The sequence below is a fragment of the Pseudomonas sp. 65/3-MNA-CIBAN-0223 genome (assembly GCF_040310425.1).
Taxonomy (GTDB): Bacteria; Pseudomonadota; Gammaproteobacteria; order Pseudomonadales; family Pseudomonadaceae; genus Aquipseudomonas; species Aquipseudomonas gregormendelii.
This window is the reverse complement of sequence record NZ_JBEOPV010000010.1, coordinates 255,143-271,515: the sequence shown is the minus strand read 5'-3', so window position 1 is coordinate 271,515 and position 16,373 is coordinate 255,143. Positions and strand designations below refer to the sequence as shown.

Annotated in this window: 14 protein-coding genes; 8 read left to right on the top strand and 6 right to left on the bottom strand. The window is 60.3% G+C overall.

The genetic code is table 11. From position 1 onward, the window contains the following. Nucleotides 1-172: 172 nt before the first annotated feature. From AAEZ09_RS15150 to AAEZ09_RS15140, 3 genes are read left to right on the top strand one after another with little or no spacing between them, the layout of a single operon-like run. Nucleotides 173-832, top strand: coding sequence for a paraquat-inducible protein A (locus AAEZ09_RS15150; RefSeq protein ID WP_045059200.1), 660 nt, complete (start codon nt 173-175; stop codon nt 830-832). Continuing rightward, nucleotides 819-1,442 (top strand): paraquat-inducible protein A, encoded by a 624-nt coding sequence (locus tag AAEZ09_RS15145; RefSeq protein WP_122838723.1) that lies wholly within the window; start codon nt 819-821, stop codon nt 1,440-1,442. Before AAEZ09_RS15150 ends, AAEZ09_RS15145 begins: the two co-directional genes overlap by 14 nt. Beyond that, nucleotides 1,435-3,738 (top strand): PqiB family protein, encoded by a 2,304-nt coding sequence (locus AAEZ09_RS15140; RefSeq protein ID WP_350599899.1) that lies wholly within the window; start codon nt 1,435-1,437, stop codon nt 3,736-3,738. Before AAEZ09_RS15145 ends, AAEZ09_RS15140 begins: the two co-directional genes overlap by 8 nt. A gap of 114 nt (nt 3,739-3,852) precedes the next feature. On the opposite strand, the gene mksF is transcribed toward AAEZ09_RS15140, so the two are convergent. From mksF to mksB, 3 genes are read right to left on the bottom strand one after another with little or no spacing between them, the layout of a single operon-like run. Further along, complete coding sequence (gene mksF / locus AAEZ09_RS15135) at nt 3,853-6,693, bottom strand: Mks condensin complex protein MksF (RefSeq protein WP_350599898.1); 2,841 nt, start codon at nt 6,691-6,693, stop codon at nt 3,853-3,855. Then, nucleotides 6,690-7,391, bottom strand: coding sequence for an Mks condensin complex protein MksE (gene mksE / locus AAEZ09_RS15130; RefSeq protein ID WP_045059204.1), 702 nt, complete (start codon nt 7,389-7,391; stop codon nt 6,690-6,692). The genes mksF and mksE overlap by 4 nt, the downstream gene beginning before the upstream one ends. Then, nucleotides 7,381-8,658, bottom strand: a complete 1,278-nt coding sequence (gene mksB / locus AAEZ09_RS15125) for an Mks condensin complex protein MksB (protein ID WP_045059205.1) — start codon at nt 8,656-8,658, stop codon at nt 7,381-7,383. The genes mksE and mksB overlap by 11 nt, the downstream gene beginning before the upstream one ends. Before the next feature lie 205 nt (nt 8,659-8,863). On the opposite strand from mksB, the gene AAEZ09_RS15120 reads away from it, so the two are divergent. Together AAEZ09_RS15120 and rimI are read left to right on the top strand one after the other, a co-directional pair. Continuing rightward, the gene (locus tag AAEZ09_RS15120; RefSeq protein ID WP_205891703.1) at nt 8,864-9,604 is read left to right on the top strand and encodes an energy transducer TonB; all 741 of its coding nucleotides are present in this window, start codon (nt 8,864-8,866) and stop codon (nt 9,602-9,604) included. Then, entirely contained in the window at nt 9,597-10,049 is a 453-nt protein-coding gene (gene rimI, locus AAEZ09_RS15115) for a ribosomal protein S18-alanine N-acetyltransferase (protein ID WP_007942632.1), read from the top strand. The genes AAEZ09_RS15120 and rimI overlap by 8 nt, the downstream gene beginning before the upstream one ends. Before the next feature lie 119 nt (nt 10,050-10,168). Here rimI and AAEZ09_RS15110 read toward each other — a convergent pair whose 3' ends face one another. Beyond that, a complete protein-coding gene (locus AAEZ09_RS15110) occupies nt 10,169-10,573 on the bottom strand; it encodes a serine kinase/phosphatase (protein WP_350599896.1) in 405 nt (134 codons plus the stop codon). A 141-nt stretch (nt 10,574-10,714) separates the two neighbouring features. Here AAEZ09_RS15110 and can point away from each other — a divergent pair, with 141 nt between their 5' ends. After that, on the top strand, nt 10,715-11,350 hold the full coding sequence (gene can / locus AAEZ09_RS15105; protein WP_045059208.1) for a carbonate dehydratase: 636 nt from the start codon (nt 10,715-10,717) through the stop codon (nt 11,348-11,350). Nucleotides 11,351-11,362: 12 nt separating this feature from the next. Here the strand turns inward: can and AAEZ09_RS15100 are convergent, their stop codons facing one another. Continuing rightward, nucleotides 11,363-12,532: a hypothetical protein gene (locus AAEZ09_RS15100; RefSeq protein ID WP_350599895.1), complete on the bottom strand. Its 1,170-nt coding sequence runs from the start codon at nt 12,530-12,532 to the stop codon at nt 11,363-11,365. A gap of 174 nt (nt 12,533-12,706) precedes the next feature. Then, nucleotides 12,707-14,125 carry a short-chain fatty acid transporter gene (locus AAEZ09_RS15095; protein ID WP_045059210.1) on the bottom strand — a complete coding sequence of 473 codons (1,419 nt, stop codon included), beginning with the start codon at nt 14,123-14,125 and terminating at the stop codon, nt 12,707-12,709. 203 nt (nt 14,126-14,328) lie between these two features. Between AAEZ09_RS15095 and AAEZ09_RS15090 the strand changes: the two genes are divergently transcribed. Both AAEZ09_RS15090 and AAEZ09_RS15085 read left to right on the top strand, forming a co-directional pair. Beyond that, the gene (locus AAEZ09_RS15090) at nt 14,329-15,672 is read left to right on the top strand and encodes an MFS transporter (protein ID WP_350599893.1); all 1,344 of its coding nucleotides are present in this window, start codon (nt 14,329-14,331) and stop codon (nt 15,670-15,672) included. A gap of 44 nt (nt 15,673-15,716) precedes the next feature. Beyond that, entirely contained in the window at nt 15,717-16,316 is a 600-nt protein-coding gene (locus tag AAEZ09_RS15085) for a flavin reductase family protein (protein WP_045059212.1), read from the top strand. Nucleotides 16,317-16,373 lie beyond the last annotated feature (57 nt).

The window sequence follows — 16,373 nt, the reverse complement described above, 5'->3', positions numbered from 1 at the left end:
ATGTGAGAGTAGGTCATCGTCAAGATTAAATTCCGAAACCCCTATCTGCGTATGCAGGTAGGGGTTTTGTTTTTGTCTGGAACAAAAGCAACTATTTGCAGCACAAATAGGCACAGTTATTTTCAGTTCAGGACACTAGAATAGGTCCAACTATTTCGGAGCCAGCGCCTTTATGCCAGATTCGGTTGACGCCCCCGGGCTGTCAGAATTACCGCTGGAAGACTTGGTAGCCTGTCATGAGTGCGACCTGCTGATGCGCAAGCCGCAGCTCGCCCATGGCGAGAAAGCGCTGTGTCCTCGTTGTGGCTATGAACTCTACGCGCACCGGCATAACGTCGTGCAACGCAGTCTCGCCCTGGTGATCGCCGCTCTTCTGTTGTTTATCCCGGCGAACTTTTTACCCATCATGGAGCTCAATCTACTCGGACAATCGTCGCAAGACACTGTCTGGAGCGGTGTTGTGGGGTTGTTCGACACCGGCATGCAAGGTGTGTCGGTCGTCGTGTTCCTGTGCAGCATGGCCATCCCGCTGCTCAAGTTGCTGTGCCAGCTGGCGGTATTGCTGAGCATCCGCTTTGACGTCGGCCGCAGTTACGGTTTGTTGCTATATCGCATTTATCACCATTTGCGCGACTGGGGCATGCTTGAGGTCTATCTCATGGGCGTCCTGGTTGCGATCGTGAAGCTGGCAGATATGGCAGCGATTACCGTCGGACTCGGTTTGGCATGTTTCATCAGTTTGTTGTTGGTTCAGGTCTGGCTGGAAGTGGTGATGTCGCCCCACCAGATCTGGCAGGCTCTATCAGGAGAGGATGCCCATGCGGGCGATTGATGCAGGCATTCTGATTTGCACCGAATGCCATGAGTTGAACAGGCAGGACGCTGACACCGACGAGCAGGTCTGTACTCGATGTGGTGCGTTGGTCCATGAGCGCCGTCCGAACAGCCTGGTGCGAACCTGGGCGCTACTGATTACTGCTGCGATTTTGTACATCCCGGCCAATGTATTGCCCATCATGACGGTTACCTCCCTGGGGCAGGGCGATCCCAGCACCATCATGTCCGGGGTGATCCAGTTGGTTCAGCACGGCATGATCCCCATTGCAGCCGTGGTGTTCATTGCCAGCATCGTCGTGCCGACCTTCAAACTGGTAGGCATTGCATTGCTGTTGTTCTCGGTACAACGCCACCAGCCGCTGTCGGCCCGCCAGCGCATTCTGATGTACCGCTTTATTGAATTCATTGGCCGCTGGTCGATGCTCGATATCTTTGTGATCGCCATTCTCGTGGCGGTCGTGAATTTCGGACGGCTTGCCAGCGTCGAAGCCAATCTTGGTGCCATTGCGTTCGCCAGTGTGGTGATTCTGACAATGCTTGCTGCAGTTACTTTCGATCCCCGACTGATTTGGGATAACACGGAGTCGGACGACGACCATGACTGATTTGCCAACAGCTAAAACCCGACCGGCCTCGAACTGGTCGGCTATCTGGGTGTTACCCCTGATCGCCCTGATCATCGGCGGCTGGCTCGGCTGGCGAGCCTATAACGAGACCGGCATCGAGGTTCAGGTGCGGTTCGAAAGTGGTGAAGGCATTCAGGCCAACAAGACCGAAGTCGTCTACAAAGGCATGTCGGTGGGTAAGGTCAAGACCCTTAAACTCGACGACGAAGGCGCCTCCAAAGGCGTGATCGCCACCGTCGAGATGAACAAGGATGTCGAGCAATACCTGCGCACCAGCACCCGCTTCTGGCTGGTCAAGCCAAGCGTCACCCTGGCTGGTATTACCGGCCTGGAGACCCTGGTTTCGGGTAACTATGTCGCGATCAGCCCGGGCGAAGGGGAGCCCACTCGCAAGTTCAAGGCGCTTGCCGAAGAGCCACCGTTATCCGACGCCAAGCCCGGCCTGCACCTGACCATCAAGGCCGACCGACTGGGTTCGCTCAACCGCGGCAGCCCGGTGTTCTACAAGCAGATCAAGGTCGGCCAGGTGAAAAGCTACCTGTTGTCTGAAGATCAAAGCACTGTTGAACTCAAGGTCTTCATTGAGCCTACTTACGCCAATCTGGTGCGTAAACATACTCGTTTCTGGAACGCCAGCGGCATCAGCATCGACGCCAATCTTTCCGGCGTGAAGGTGCGCAGCGAATCCCTGGCCAGCATCGTTGCAGGCGGTATTGCCTTTGCGACCCCGGAAAACCGCAAGGACAGCCCGGCAACCGATCCGAGTCTGCCGTTCCGGCTCTATGAAGATTTCGACGCTGCCGCAGCCGGTATCCGTATCAAGGTCAAGCTCAGTGATTTCGAAGGTTTGCAGGCTGGTCGTACGCCGGTCATGTACAAAGGGATACAGGTCGGCAACCTGAAGGCGCTCAAGGTCGATCCTGACCTGACGGCGGCCACTGCCGAGCTGACCCTGGACCCGCTGGCCGAGGACTATCTGGTCGATGGCACTCAGTTCTGGGTGGTCAAACCCTCGATTTCCCTCGCTGGCATCACGGGTCTGGAAGCGCTGGTGAAGGGTAACTACATCGCCATACGCCCCGGCGACAAGGGGGCGGCGCCGCAGCGTGAATTTGTCGCAAGACCCAAGGCTCCGCCTCTGGACCTGCGCTCACCCGGGCTGCACCTGGTCCTGTTTACCGAGAACCTCGGCTCGCTGGAAGTGGGCAGCCCGATTCTCTACAAGCAGGTGAAGGTCGGTTCGGTCCAGAGCTATCAATTCTCCAAGACCCGTAAACAGCTGGTGATTGGCGTTCACATCGAGAAGGAATATGAAGGCCTGGTCAATGCCTCCAGCCGATTCTGGAATGCGAGTGGCGTCACCCTCACGGGTGGGCTGACGGGTGGCATCCAGGTCAAGAGCGAGTCACTGCAAAGCCTGATGGCCGGTGGTATTGCTTTTGAGACCCCGCAAGCCAAGGCGCCGTTGCAGAAGCGTATCCCTCGGTTCCGCCTGTTCCCTAGCCACGACGAGGCCAACCAGAAAGGCACCCTGGTCACCATCAAGGTCGACCGCGCCGACGGTTTGCGCACCGGCACTCCTGTGCGGTTCAAGGGGCTGGATGTCGGCAAGATCGAGGACGTTGATCTCACCGATGACCTGCAGTCCGTGGTGCTCACCGCGCGAATTACCGAAGTGCCGGAGCGTATTGCCCGGGTCGGCAGTCAATTCTGGGTGGTCAAGCCGGAGTTGGGTCTGATCAAGACCGCGAACCTGGAAACCCTGGTAACCGGTCAATACATCGAAGTGCAACCCGCGCTGAAGAGCCAGGGGCCGCAGAAGAGTTTCGTGGCCTTGTCCAGCCCGCCAGAAGTAGCCAAGGTGGAGCCTGGCTTGAGCCTGGTGTTGAGCGCGGCTCGTCGGGGCTCGTTGAAGATCGGCGTGCCGGTCACCTACCGGGAAGTGGCGGTAGGCAAGGTGACGGGGTACGAGTTGGGGCAGACAGCGGATCGCGTGCTGATCCACATCCTGATTGAACCCAAGTACGCGCCGTTGGTGCGCAGCGGTACGCGGTTCTGGAACTCCAGCGGTTTCGGATTCGACTATGGACTGTTCAAGGGAGCGACGATGCGCACCGAGTCTCTGGAAACCCTGATTCAGGGTGGCATTGCGTTCGCCACCCCGGATGGCGAGCGCATGGGTAACCCTGCGCGAGCGGAACAGACATTCCCGTTATTTGATAAGTTCGAAGATGAATGGCTGACCTGGGCGCCGAAGATCGCGATCGGTAAATAATTATCGGCGGCGGTGCTGCCGTCATCGCGAGCAGGCCCTCGCATTCACCGAGCAGCTTGGACAAAAAAGGCCGCGGTCCATTGGATCGCGGCCTTTTGTTTGGATCAGGCAGGATCAGACCGCATCCAGCTCCGGTTCATCGGCTGCCACATTGACCACAGGCTTCACTTCATCGTGACGGCGAATGTACTTCCAGTCCGCCTCGTCGATGTAAATCCCATTCGGTCCGCTGCCGCCTTCCAGGTCAATGGCGACACTGGCGCAAACCTGCGGTTTAACACTCGCCAGAATCGGCACGAAACCCAGTTGCAGGCTGGTTTCCAGCAGGGCTGCCTGGTTCTTCTCGTCGATGTCCGCCGCTTCGTCGAGGTAGTAGGGCAAGCGCACCCGGCCGGCCTGGTCGCGGTCCATCAAGTGCAACAACAGGTACATGTTGGTCAACGCCTTGATGGTCATGGTGGTGCCGTTGGACGCAGCACCATCGATGTCGGTGTGGATGACGGGCTGGCCGTTGACCTTGGTGATCTCGAATGCCAGTTCAAACAGGTCCTTGAGGCCCAACTGGTTGTGGTTGGCAGCAACCAGGCGTGCCAGATACTCCTTGGCCTCCTCGTTCCTGTTGTCCTGATCGGCGCTCTGGCTGAGGTCGAATACCGAGAGGGTTTCACCTTCTTCGTACTGGCCGGCACTGTGGATGATCTGGTCAATGTGTTTCAAAGCTTCCTTGTTCGGCGCTAGCACGATGCGGAAGCTCTGCAGGTTGGACACCTGGCGTTTGTTGATCTCGCGGTTGAACAGGGCCAGTTGATGCTCAAGGCTGTCGTAGTCGCTGCGGATATTGCGCAGTGTCCGCGCGATGTCAGTGACCGCGGCGCGGCGGGCCTTGCCCAGGGTCAGCGCTTCGTCGGTGCGATGCGCGTAGGCATTGATCAGCAGTTGCAGGCGCCGCTCCATGTCGTCTTCGCTGTCGAACTTGGCAACACCCTTGAGACGCACCTGGGCGTAGAGTGCATCGATCTGCCCATCGCTGCGCAACAGTCCCTGCCAGCTGTCCTGGTAGTCATTGAGCAGCGGCAGCAGGTTGTCCATGGAATCGTCGATCGGGTCCATGAACGGCGTACCGAACGGCAGGTCTGCCGGCAGCAGTTGGCGGCGGCGCAAGGCGTCGTCGAGCGTGCGCTGCTTGGCTTCCATGTCGCCGATCTGCCGCCCTACCAGTTGCAGCTTGGCCGACAGTTGCTGGACTCGCTCGGTGAATGCATCGCTGGAGCGTTTTAATTCGTCCTGCGCGGCTTCCATCTGGGCCAGCTGTTCCAGCTTGTCGCCTTCTTCTGCGCTCAGGGTTTGCGAGCGACGGAAATCCTCCAGCGCCTTTTGCGCGTCCAGCACTTGCTGGTACAACGCTTCGGTCTGGGTCTTGCTCGCCGCGCGGTCGGCGGCCACGGCAGCTTGAGTTTTGAGTTGCTTGAGTTCTTTTTCCAGGCGCTCTCTCTGGTCGCGCAATGCGGCGCGGTCAGCCAGGGCTTGCAGGGCCGGCGGCTCGATGTGCGACATATCGATGGACAAGCCAGGCACTTCGAATCGCTCGCCCTTGAAGCTGTCCAGAATCAGCTCCATGGACTTGACCCACTGTCCGTCCTCATCCAGCGCAATACCGTGTTCACCCAGTGGCAGGCTGAACAGGGCACTGTTGAACAGGCGCATCAAGCGCTCGACGTCCTGTTGCGAGAACTCTTCGCGCAGTCGGGCGTAGCTGTTGTTGTCGGCATGATCGAGCTGCTGCTTGACCGACTTCAGGCGTTTTTCCAGGTCGCGCAGACGCTCTTCGAGGTCTTCGGCGCTGAATTGGCGGGACTGGGCCAGCGCACCGGCCAGTTCGTCGTGCGCATCCTTGGCCGCCAGCAGTTGCTGTTCCAGGACCTTGACGTCATCGACCAGGGCAAAGCGATTCTTCAGTACCGACAATTCCCCCAGCCAGCGCTGGATGCCGGAAATTTCCCGTTCCAGGCGCATCAACTCCTGAGTGCCGCCGCGCTGATCGTTTTGCAATGCGTCCTGTTCGTTGCGGTAGTGCTCGGCCTGGATGGTCAGCTCTTCCTTGCGCGCACTGGCATAGTCCGACCAGGTGCCCAGTAACGAGTCGAGCAGCGGCGAGATGCGGTGCAGTTTGCCGCGCAGGATATTGCGCTGGGTCACGCCGGCCGCAAGGGCTTCGACCAGCGGGCCGGCCGTGACCAGCGAGTTGTAATCCTGCTCCATGCGGCGCACATCGCGGAACGCTTCTTCGCACGCCGCGATGTAGTCCACGCTGCCGGAGCGCAGACTGTGTTCGAACGCATCGAGGAACAGCTGCTTGAGCTTGGCCGCGGTGATTTCGCGCATGTGCAACAGGTTGATGAACAGCGCGCGGAACGTCTTCAGGCTTTGTTCGCTGGTGGAGCGCAGTGGAATCAGGGTCAGGTCCAGCGGAATCGATGTGTGACCGCCCACCAGCAAACGACGCAATTCATCCGGCTTGAGTTCGTAGGCTTTCAGGCCCTCGCGCTCAAGGTTGGTGAACAGCTCTTTCTGACGCAGGCAGGTGTCGTTCTTCTGGTAGTGCGCCAGGTCCAGTTTGCCGGCGTAGGCAAAGAACTGGTGACCAAAACCACCGCCCGGGCCGCGACCCACCACGCCGATCACGTGCGGGCCATGTGGCAGGGACACTTCAACGAGGATGTAACTGGTGTCCGAGGCGAAGTAGAAACGCCGGGATTGTTCCAGGCTGTACTTGCCGAAACTCATGTCCGACATGCGCGCCAAGATCGGGAACTGGAGCGCGTTGATCGAGGCGGATTTGCCGAGGTTGTTCGCGCCGTAAACCGACAGCGGCTCTTCCAGCGGGAACAGGCCGAGGCTGTAGCCGGCGGTGTTCAAAAGGGCGAAGCGGCGAATGCCGTAGCGTTCCTTGCTCATGCGTCGGTCTCCTGTTCTTCGGCAATGGCGCGCGCCATGGCGTCTTCTTCGCTTTCTTCTTCGAAGTCAGTCAGATCCAGTGGATCATCGGTTTGCAGCAGCTTTTCATCGCTGTCGTCATCGATCAGCAATGGAACCGGCAGCGGCAACACGCTGTGCAGACTGGCCGCCAGGTCGCGGTCCTGCTGCACCGACAGGCAGACATCGAGGAAGCGGTGCATCGGCGGCAGGAAGCGATAGACGCCGTTTTCTTCGCCGGCGAAACCGAGTTGGGTCATGCGACGCATGATTTTTTCTTCGAGCTCTTCGACAGTTTGCACTTCGGCCTGGATAAACAGGTCGCGGTACTTTTCCAGTAGCGACGGCAATTCATCGCGACCCAGGCTGCCTCCGTCAAGCACGGCGATCGGGTCTCGCCCCTGATCCGCCAGATGCTCGACCAGAATGAAAGTAAACAGCGCCAGGCGTTGGGCGGTCTTGTTCACCGCAGCGGCGGCGAGGTCCGGCACGAAGTAATAGAAGCCGCGGGTATCGCAGACCAGCTCGAACCCCAATGCCTTGAACAGCGTGCGGTACTGGTCCTGGAAGTTCGACAGTTGCGCGTACAGCTCTGGATCACGGCGGCTGACGTGGTAGCCCTTGAACAGCTCGCGGAATATCGGTGCCAGCTGGGACAGTTCGGATAGATCAAGATGCATGTGGGATGCTCGCGGAATCCTCGGCGGCGCTGTCGCGGGCCGAGAGCAGGGCGAAGGAGCGCAGGCTGACCTGGTGCTCATGAGTGTGGTAGTCGCGGCGTTCGAGACGCTCGCGCTGGAAACGTTTTTCCCGCGACAGGCGCGAGAACCAGTACAGCAACTCGTCGGTGGCGCCGTCTGGCTCCTGCTCCAGCAGCCAGGCCATCAGGTCCGGCATCGGCAGGGCGTCTTCGCAGCGTTCAAGCATTTCGCGAACGGTACGTGGCGCACGCGGGGCTTCGCCTTTCTGGGTTTTGTGAGCCTTGGGGAAACGCGCCGGTTTCGGCTCGAAACGGGCCAGTGCATACACGTACGCTTCGACCTGGCTGGCGCTGCCAAGGAAGGTGCTTTGCGGGCGGGTGAACATTGGCATGGCCGCTTGGGGGACCGCGTCCAGGCCTTTGCGCCGGATAGCCGACAAGGCCAGCGCCGCGCCACGGGTCACGGCATTGTGCCGACGGGCCTCTTCACGCAACGGCAGGAGCAGTTCGCGGGCGTGGCGCAGGGTCAACTGGGCGCTGGTCTGCATTTCGAGGATGCGCGCATGGGTGCGCAGCAGCATGTCGTCGTCGACCAGGTGGCCCAGCCGTTGCTGTTCGGTGAGCATCTTCAGCAGGACATTCTCGACCTTGCGTACGCCTTGCTCGAAAGCACCGTCGGCATTGACCAGCTGGATCATCGGCTCGACGTATTCGTCCCAGGTCGCCAGCACTTCGGCGTAACGCTGGCGCAGGGGAATCTGCCGGTCGCTGGTCTTGGCGCGCTCGGCGACGGCCACAAGAGCCTGTTCGTCGTTGGCAAGTTTCTTCAAAACGTCCCGTACGCGCATGTCCAGCAGGCGCAATTGACGTGCGAGGTCGTGGCCGTCGCGGATGTCGAACGCATCCTGGATGTAACCGGCCAGGCGCTCGAGGTGGCGCAAGTAGGCTTCGATTTCCAGACACAGGCCCAGGCGGTGCTCACGGCGCAAGTAGGCGAGGAAGTCGTGAATCTGCGCATTGAGCTCGAAACGGTTCGGGCTTTTTGCCACAGGCACCAGGATGTCGAGGCGAATCCACACATCCAGCAGGCTGGTGATGTCCTGCGGCGTGCTGTCCAGTTGCTGGGCGCCCAATTGCGTGCGCAGTTCGTTGAGGCTCAACGTGCCCTGGTCGAAGTGCTCGCACAGTGGCTCCAGAAGTGCCCAGTGTTCAGCGAGGGCGCGCAAGACGCGCTTGGGTTCGATCATCGGAATGGCCGGCTGGTTGGCGATAAAAGCAGCGATTGTACTGCATCGCGCCCATTGCGATTAACTCTCGGGACGGACAGTCGGCTTTCTGTCGATCAAGCGCGGGCGATCTTGCGAGAAGGGCGGTAGAATCCACGCACTTTAGTTATCCACAAGTGGCCGACCTTTGCTTATCGAGTCCTGTCGCCGCGCTTATTTGACCGCCATGCAGGTGGTCAACTGGCTGCCGCGCACCGAATTGCCCTTCGCCGCGCCGTCGCGGCCCGAGCTGCTGGAGACACCGCAACCCGTGGTCGTCGCTCCGATAGCAATGGCCGCTGTGGCTGAGGCGCCCGTGCAGCCGCAGGCCAAGCCCGCCGAGCGGGTGAAGATCGAGGTGCCTCGGCCTTCGCTGGCCAGCACCCGCACGGATGCAAAAGTCGAAGAAGTGGCCGCGCCAGTCGTGGTCAAGCCACCAGTAGTGCCGCCGCCGCGTTTCGCCCTGCAGTTGCTGCGCGCCGGTCGCTGCCTGCTGCTGGTCGAGTTACCCACAGGTGAAACATTTCAAACCCGCGACCCTGCCTATCTGCTGCTCAAGGACATGCTGCGCGCCGCCGGCCTGCCGGACAGCCCACAGATAGTCGGTGACCCCGTGCGCTGGCCGCTGCTGGCCCGGGGCACCATGGATCAAGGCCCGGAAGCCGCTCGTGACTTCGTGCAGGGTTTCCTCTCGGCCCGACTGGAAGATGCACCGTGCGTCTGCGTATGGCTGATCGGTCTGCCGGCGGTACGTTTCGCTGGCGAGGAAAACGCCGAATCGTTCAACCGTGAACTCCAGGTCGAAGGCCTGGGCTCGGTCTGGGCCCTGCCGGGCCTGGAATTATTAATGGAAGAGCCACAGCGTAAGGCTGATGTCTGGCAAGCCATGCGTCGGCTGATGGCGCGCTGGAAAGAATCAAATGAGTGACGCTGTATCGTTTCGCCCCATGATCGAGGCGGACCTGGACGCTGTACTGAAGATCGAATACGCGGCTTACAGCCATCCGTGGACCCGCGGGATTTTTCTTGATGGGCTCGGCAAGTACCAGATCTGGCTGATGTTCGAAGGGCAGCAACAGGTCGGCCACGGCGTGGTACAGATCATTCTTGATGAAGCGCACCTGTTGAACATTACGGTCAAGCCGGAGAACCAGGGCCGTGGCCTGGGCCTGACGTTACTGGAGCACCTGATGTCGATTGCCTACAAGGCCGAGGCACGGGAGTGCTTCCTGGAAGTGCGGGACAGCAATCGTTCGGCGTTTCGCTTGTATGAGCGGTACGGGTTCAACGAGATCGGGCGGCGCCGGGACTATTATCCGGCGGTTGGCGGCAGGGAAGATGCGGTGGTCATGGCCTGCACACTGGTGGATTGAACACAGATACCCCGTAGGAGCTGCCGAAGGCTGCGATCTTTTGATTTTATCCACACCAAGATCAAAAGATCGCAGCCTGCGGCAGCTCCTACACGGGAGAATTCCGTCAATCGGGTAGGTCAGCGATTCCCGTCCAGCGGATCACGCTGCGCCAGTTCCGCTTCATCCAGGCCATTGCCTCCGCCGATGTCATCTTCATCGACAATGCTCAAGTCCCAGTCTGCCTGACCTTCTTCGCCTGCTTCCCGGGCATCCCTTGCGCCGTCTTCGAGGATGAGCGTTTCCGGGCTCATGTCATCATCCGTGGGTTCGTGGTCTTTGGTGGAGGCGCCCGTCATGCCGGCCTCCCGCACCCGCTCAGGCGGCATCCGGTGTTCGCGCTCGTTGTCCGGCAGTTCGTCGCCAATCCGGGCGCCGGGTTCGTCTTCGTCAAAGTCCAGTTCATGCATTGAACCCATGCGGTCTTCGTTGTCATCGATGGGCTCGGGTTGCGCCGCGTCGAAAGGACGTCGTGAATCAGTCATGGTATTTCCTCATACTGTGGGCCTTACTAGGGTGGACCCACAGGGCTGGCGAGAATTCCACCTGCCTTAGTTGCATCGATCGCGTGACCCCGACGGGTGGTTGTCTGTCATAGAAGCGCACCATTCTTGAGGCTCTACAGCATGAACGAATTACAAGATCTGATTGATAACAACGAACGCTGGGCTGAAGCGATCAAACAGGAAGATCCGGACTTCTTCTCCAAGCTGGCTCGCCAACAGACCCCCGAATACCTGTGGATCGGTTGCTCCGATGCGCGGGTGCCGGCGAACGAAATCGTTGGCATGCTGCCCGGCGACCTGTTCGTCCACCGCAACGTGGCGAACGTGGTGCTGCATACCGACTTGAACTGCCTGTCGGTGATTCAGTACGCGGTGGACGTGCTCAAGGTCAAGCACATCCTGGTGACCGGCCACTATGGTTGCGGCGGCGTACGGGCATCGATGCAGGACCGCCAGCTGGGCCTGATTGATGGCTGGCTGCGCTCGATTCGCGACCTGTATTACGAAAAACGCGAAGAGCTGGCGCTGTTGCCAACTGAAGAGGAGCAGGTGGACCGCCTCTGCGAGCTGAACGTGATCCAGCAAGTGGCCAACGTCGGCCACACCAGCATTGTGCAAAATGCCTGGCATCGTGGACAGAAACTGTCGATTCACGGTTGCATCTACGGCATCAAGGACGGTCGCTGGAAAAGCCTGAACGCAACCATCAGCGGCTTCGAGCAGTTGCCGCCACAGTACCGTCTGCGTCCGCTGTAGCGCTTTTCGCGTCTACAGCCCCTGGCCCGGTGCAACCGTGGTCGCCGAAGTTTTCAGCTGGCTGAGCTGGGACCTGATCGGTGCCGATGCACAGTTGGCGACGGCCTGGGCCGGGGGCAGGTTGCGAATCGAGGTATAGAACAGTTCGCAGGTTTTTTCCGTGCGAGTGACTTGCCAGGTCTGGGTACAGCTCTTCAATTGCGTCGCCGGATCCCTGCCGGGGGCGCTGCCCATGCCGGCCTGCCAACACGCAGCGCTCAAATCCTGGCCCATCACCTTCAGGCCTGCCGCGTCAGCCTGGGCCTGGGCATCCTTGCCGGAATAGGCGGCTGGATTGGCCGCGTACCAGATGTAGCTCGGGTGATTGGCGCCCAACACGGGTATTTTGACCCCGGCATTTGGGCTGATCGTCGCCAGCCCCAACACGCTGACGGTGGGGCCGTATTGCGCCTTGACCCAGCTGCGCACCGGCGCGCCAAACGCGATCATGGGTAATGCCGCGCCGCTGGCAGTGCGGCTGAGCTCCCTGACCATGGTGGTCTGATAGTCGGTGAAATAATTGTAAACGCCCTCCAGGTCCTTGCCCGCAGTCGCGGGTGCGGCAATCGGGGCGATGTCGATGATGGTCTGGTAAGCGGGTGTTTGCGCGGCTGGGATGCCGTTGGCGGTTAGCAGCGTGGCCCAACGATCAGTGGTGGCCGAGCGCAGGTAATCCTGGGCCTGGGTCAGCGAATAGTCCGGCGGAAAGTGCAACAGCTCGATACTTTTACGATTGTTCAGCGCCATGCCCAAAGGCAGGAACAGTGACCAGTTGTACGCCCACTTGCCGTCAGCGTTCAGTCTGTTTGCGCCGGACCAGGCCAGGTCTCCGGCGTCGAGCAGGGCTTGCAGTGGTTTGTGATAACCGGCAGGCACCCCGGTGATTTGCGCGTAAAGCTGATCGTTATCGGTTTTGACCCGCACCTTTGCCGTGGCGTAGCCATCGCGCTGCACGCTTTGGCCCAGGTAGTGCTCGACGGTTTGCTCCAGCGTCCAGTTGCGAAAGCACACGACGCCGCAGTTGTTGGGGTAGGCGAACAGACGCGTGACGCGTTCAGTGCTGCCCAGTTTCAGATCGACATCGGCGTGGGCGGCGGCACTCAGGGTGAGGGCCGCGAGGGTAAGTGCTGTGCGTTTGAACATGCTCAGATCCTTTTAAGCCTGTGATTGCGCAATTGTCGAAGGTTACTGCAGCCATCGCGCGTGCGATGTCAGCTGCAGCCTGTAATGGTGTCAGGAGATGGCGAACCGTGGGGTAGGAACAATCCACCGAACAACTCTGGATGCACCTGCTCGAACAGGTGCATCCAGCGACATTTATGGCATCACGGGCGGCGTGTAGGTCAGCGTCGTGCCCAGCGCCCACAGCAGAAACAGCACCAGTGGCGTGTGCACCAGCAACTGCACGAACGAGAATCCGATCAGGTCCCGGGCCTTCAATCCCAGTACGCCCAGCAGCGGCAGCATGTAGAAGGGGTTGATGAGGTTAGGTAACGCTTCGGCGGCGTTGTAGATCTGCACCGCCCAGCCCAGGTGGTAGTTGAGGTCTGTGGCCACCTGCATCACATAGGGTGCTTCGATGATCCACTTGCCGCCGCCGGACGGAATGAAGAAGCCGAGGATCGCCGAATACACACCCATCAACAGCGCGTAGGTGTCGTGGGAGGCGATGCTGACGAAGAAGGTCGAGATGTGGTGCGCCAGGGTTTGCGCATCGGTACCCTTGACGGTGGTCATCAGTGCGGCGATCGAACCATACAACGGAAACTGGATCAGCACTCCCGTGGTAGTCGGCACGGCTCGGGCGACTGCATCGAGGAAGCTGCGCGGACGCCAGTGCAGCAGGGCGCCGAGCATGATGAACAGGAAGTTGTAGGTGTTCAGCCCGGAGATCGCGCTGATCGCCGGCTTGGTCGAGAATTCATGGAACAACCAGCCGGCCGCCAGCAGGACCAGCAGGATAGTCAGCAGCGGGCTGTGTTCCAGCCACTCGCCAGGGCGAGTGCGCGGTTGCAGTGGCGGCAGATTGAAACTCGGGTCGATGCCGCAGGCTTTTGCGTCACGGGCCGTATTGGGGCCTGGGGCGGTGGCGTAGGCAATGATCAGAGAAATGATGATCAGCGCCAGCAGCAGTACGCCCGACTGCCAGAGAAAAATGGTTTCGGTGAAGGGAATGACCCCGGTAATCGACAGGATCGACGGCGGCAGGCTGGCCGGGTTGGCCTGCAATTGCGCCGCCGATGACGACAGACCCAAGGCCCAGACCGCACCCAACCCCAGGTAAGCAGCGGCGCCGGCAGCACGATAATCCATCTTCAGATCGGTACGGCGGGCGAGGGCACGCACCAGCAAGCCACCAAATACCAGGGACAGTCCCCAGTTCAGCAACGACGCGACCATGGAAATCAGCGCGACCCAGGCGACGGCGGAGCGGCCGTTTTTCGGGATGCGTGCCAATCGGTCGATCAGTTTCACAGCCGGTGGCGAGCTGGCGACGACATAACCGCCGATCACCACAAACGCCATCTGCATGGTGAACGGAATCAGGCTCCAGAAGCCATCGCCGAAGGCCATGGCGGCATCGGTGGGCTTGGCGCCCATTGCCATGGTGGCAAGGGCCACGATGATCACGGCCAGTGCCGCAAACACCCAGGAGTCGGGGAACCAGCGTTCGGCAAAGCTTGAGCAGCGCAGGGCAAAGCGGGCATAGCGGCTATCGTCGATATCAGCGGCCACGGGAGAACCTCGAATTTTATGTTTATTGTGGTCTTCAGGGCCTCGTGGGCCCGTCTGGACAGGTGCCAACAGTAAATCAAACGCTGTATTTTTTGTGACCAACTTTTACCGCTTTGGGACTTTGGTCTAACGGGTTGTCCGCAGACGGATTTGCGTAGACCATGGGCGCCTAGAATTTTTTGCCCGTGCCAGAGTGTTTTTTCATGACTGCCCAAACCGATGTGCGCCCGGCGCCGTTCACTCGTTCGGACTACAAGACCCTCGGCCTTGCCGCGTTGGGCGGGGCGCTGGAAATCTACGATTTCATTATTTTCGTATTTTTCGCCCTGACCCTCAGCCAACTGTTCTTCCCCCCGGAAATGCCGGAGTGGCTGCGCCTGCTGCAAAGCTTCGGGATCTTCGTCACCGGTTACCTGGCGCGCCCATTGGGCGGCATCCTGATGGCGCATTTTGCTGACAGACTGGGACGCAAGAAGGTCTTCAGCCTGAGCATCTTGATGATGGCGTTGCCTTGCCTGCTCATCGGGATCATGCCGACCTACGCCCAGATCGGTTATTTTGCGCCGTTGCTGTTGCTGGCCCTGCGTATCCTGCAGGGCGCAGCGGTAGGCGGTGAGGTGCCCAGCGCCTGGGTCTTCGTCGCCGAACACGCGCCGGTCGGCCATCGCGGTTACGCGTTGGGATTCCTGCAGGCCGGGCTGACCTTCGGCTACCTGATCGGCGCGCTGGCGGCGACGTTCCTGGCGCAGGTCTTCACCCCGCAGGAAATCCTCGATTACGCCTGGCGTTATCCCTTCCTGCTAGGCGGGGTGTTTGGTGTGATTGGAGTCTGGTTGCGCCGCTGGCTCAGCGAAACCCCGGTATTCATGGCGATGCAGGCCAAGCGCGAAGCGGCGGTCGAGCTGCCATTGCGCACGGTCCTGCGCGAACATCGCCTGGCCATGCTGCCGGCGATGATCCTGACCTGTGTTCTGACCTCGGCGGTGGTGGTGTTCGTGGTGATCACCCCGACCATGATGCAGAAAACCTTCGGTATGAGCGCCAGCTACACCTTCGGGCTCAGCGCCCTGGGCATCGTGTTCCTGAATGTGGGTTGCGTGCTCGCCGGATTACTGGTGGATCGCATCGGCGCCTGGCGTACCGTTATGCTCTATAGCCTGCTGCTGCCAGTGGGCATTGCAGTGCTCTATAGCTGCCTGATCAATGGCGGGAGCTGGATTGGCCTGGCTTATGCCATTGCCGGTCTGTGTTGCGGCGTGGTGGGTGCGGTGCCGTCGGTGATGGTCGGGCTGTTCCCAGCGCATATTCGTGTATCGGGAATCTCCTTCACCTACAACATCGCCTACGCCGCATGGGCCAGTATCACGCCGTTGTTGCTGATCGGGCTAATGCCTTGGAGCCCCTGGATATGCGTAATATTCAGTGCAGTGATGGGCGTGGTCGGGGTCGCCAGCGCGGCGTATTTCGGTGCGCGCAGGACGGCGCGCAGAGGGTGGTCGACGCGGTCGGACAGTTCGCCAGTCAACTGGCGACCTGAGCAGGATTAACCCGTATCCCGCTACAATCAGCGTTTTCTCCTGGAGCAGACAGCATGCACGCTTCCCATCGCCGGCCCGTACCCTTGAACAAGGCTTATCGCCTGCTCAATCACGGGCCGACCGTACTGGTCAGCGCCGCCCACGATGGCCAGCGCAATATCATGGCGGCGGCCTGGGCTATGCCACTGGATTTCGAGCCGCCGAAAATTGCCGTGGTGCTGGATAAGTCCACCTGGACCCGACACCTGCTGGAAGCTTCGGGGACCTTCGTGCTGAACGTGCCCTGCGCCGCCCAGGCCGACATCGTCCAGACCGTCGGTTCTACATCCGGGCTGGAAATCTCCCGGGCGCCGGGCCAGGACAAGTTCCAGGCCTATGCCCTGCAGACATTCAGCGGCGAGCAGGTGGCAGCGCCGATGCTCGAAGGCTGCGTCGCCTGGCTGGAATGTCGACTGTTGCCGGAGCCTGGTAATCACCAGCAATACGATCTGTTTCTCGCCGAAGTCATAGCTGCCCAGGCTGACGCGCGGGTGTTCAGCGATGGCCGCTGGCACTTCGAAGGGCACGACGAGCTGCGCACCTTGCATCACGTCGCGGGCGGGCATTTCCTGAAGATTGGTGATCCGGTGGACGGCAAGATTCTGCTGGTTTGAATCGGGTCCGCTGCCAGCCAACATTAGCCTGACCCGGATGCACTGCCTAAAAAAGGG

Bases quoted from the DNA above. Each gene is read 5' to 3' on its own strand.
- mksB (WP_045059205.1), bottom strand. From the start codon at position 8,658: ATGATCGAACCCAAGCGCGTCTTGCGCGCCCTCGCTGAACACTGGGCA.
- mksE (WP_045059204.1), bottom strand. From the start codon at position 7,391: ATGCATCTTGATCTATCCGAACTGTCCCAGCTGGCACCGATATTCCGC.
- rimI (WP_007942632.1), top strand. From the start codon at position 9,597: ATGAGTGACGCTGTATCGTTTCGCCCCATGATCGAGGCGGACCTGGAC.
- can (WP_045059208.1), top strand. From the start codon at position 10,715: ATGAACGAATTACAAGATCTGATTGATAACAACGAACGCTGGGCTGAA.
- AAEZ09_RS15110 (WP_350599896.1), bottom strand. From the start codon at position 10,573: ATGACTGATTCACGACGTCCTTTCGACGCGGCGCAACCCGAGCCCATC.
- AAEZ09_RS15150 (WP_045059200.1), top strand. From the start codon at position 173: ATGCCAGATTCGGTTGACGCCCCCGGGCTGTCAGAATTACCGCTGGAA.
- AAEZ09_RS15085 (WP_045059212.1), top strand. From the start codon at position 15,717: ATGCACGCTTCCCATCGCCGGCCCGTACCCTTGAACAAGGCTTATCGC.
- AAEZ09_RS15140 (WP_350599899.1), top strand. From the start codon at position 1,435: ATGACTGATTTGCCAACAGCTAAAACCCGACCGGCCTCGAACTGGTCG.
- AAEZ09_RS15100 (WP_350599895.1), bottom strand. From the start codon at position 12,532: ATGTTCAAACGCACAGCACTTACCCTCGCGGCCCTCACCCTGAGTGCC.
- AAEZ09_RS15145 (WP_122838723.1), top strand. From the start codon at position 819: ATGCGGGCGATTGATGCAGGCATTCTGATTTGCACCGAATGCCATGAG.
- mksF (WP_350599898.1), bottom strand. From the start codon at position 6,693: ATGAGCAAGGAACGCTACGGCATTCGCCGCTTCGCCCTTTTGAACACC.
- AAEZ09_RS15120 (WP_205891703.1), top strand. From the start codon at position 8,864: ATGCAGGTGGTCAACTGGCTGCCGCGCACCGAATTGCCCTTCGCCGCG.
- AAEZ09_RS15090 (WP_350599893.1), top strand. From the start codon at position 14,329: ATGACTGCCCAAACCGATGTGCGCCCGGCGCCGTTCACTCGTTCGGAC.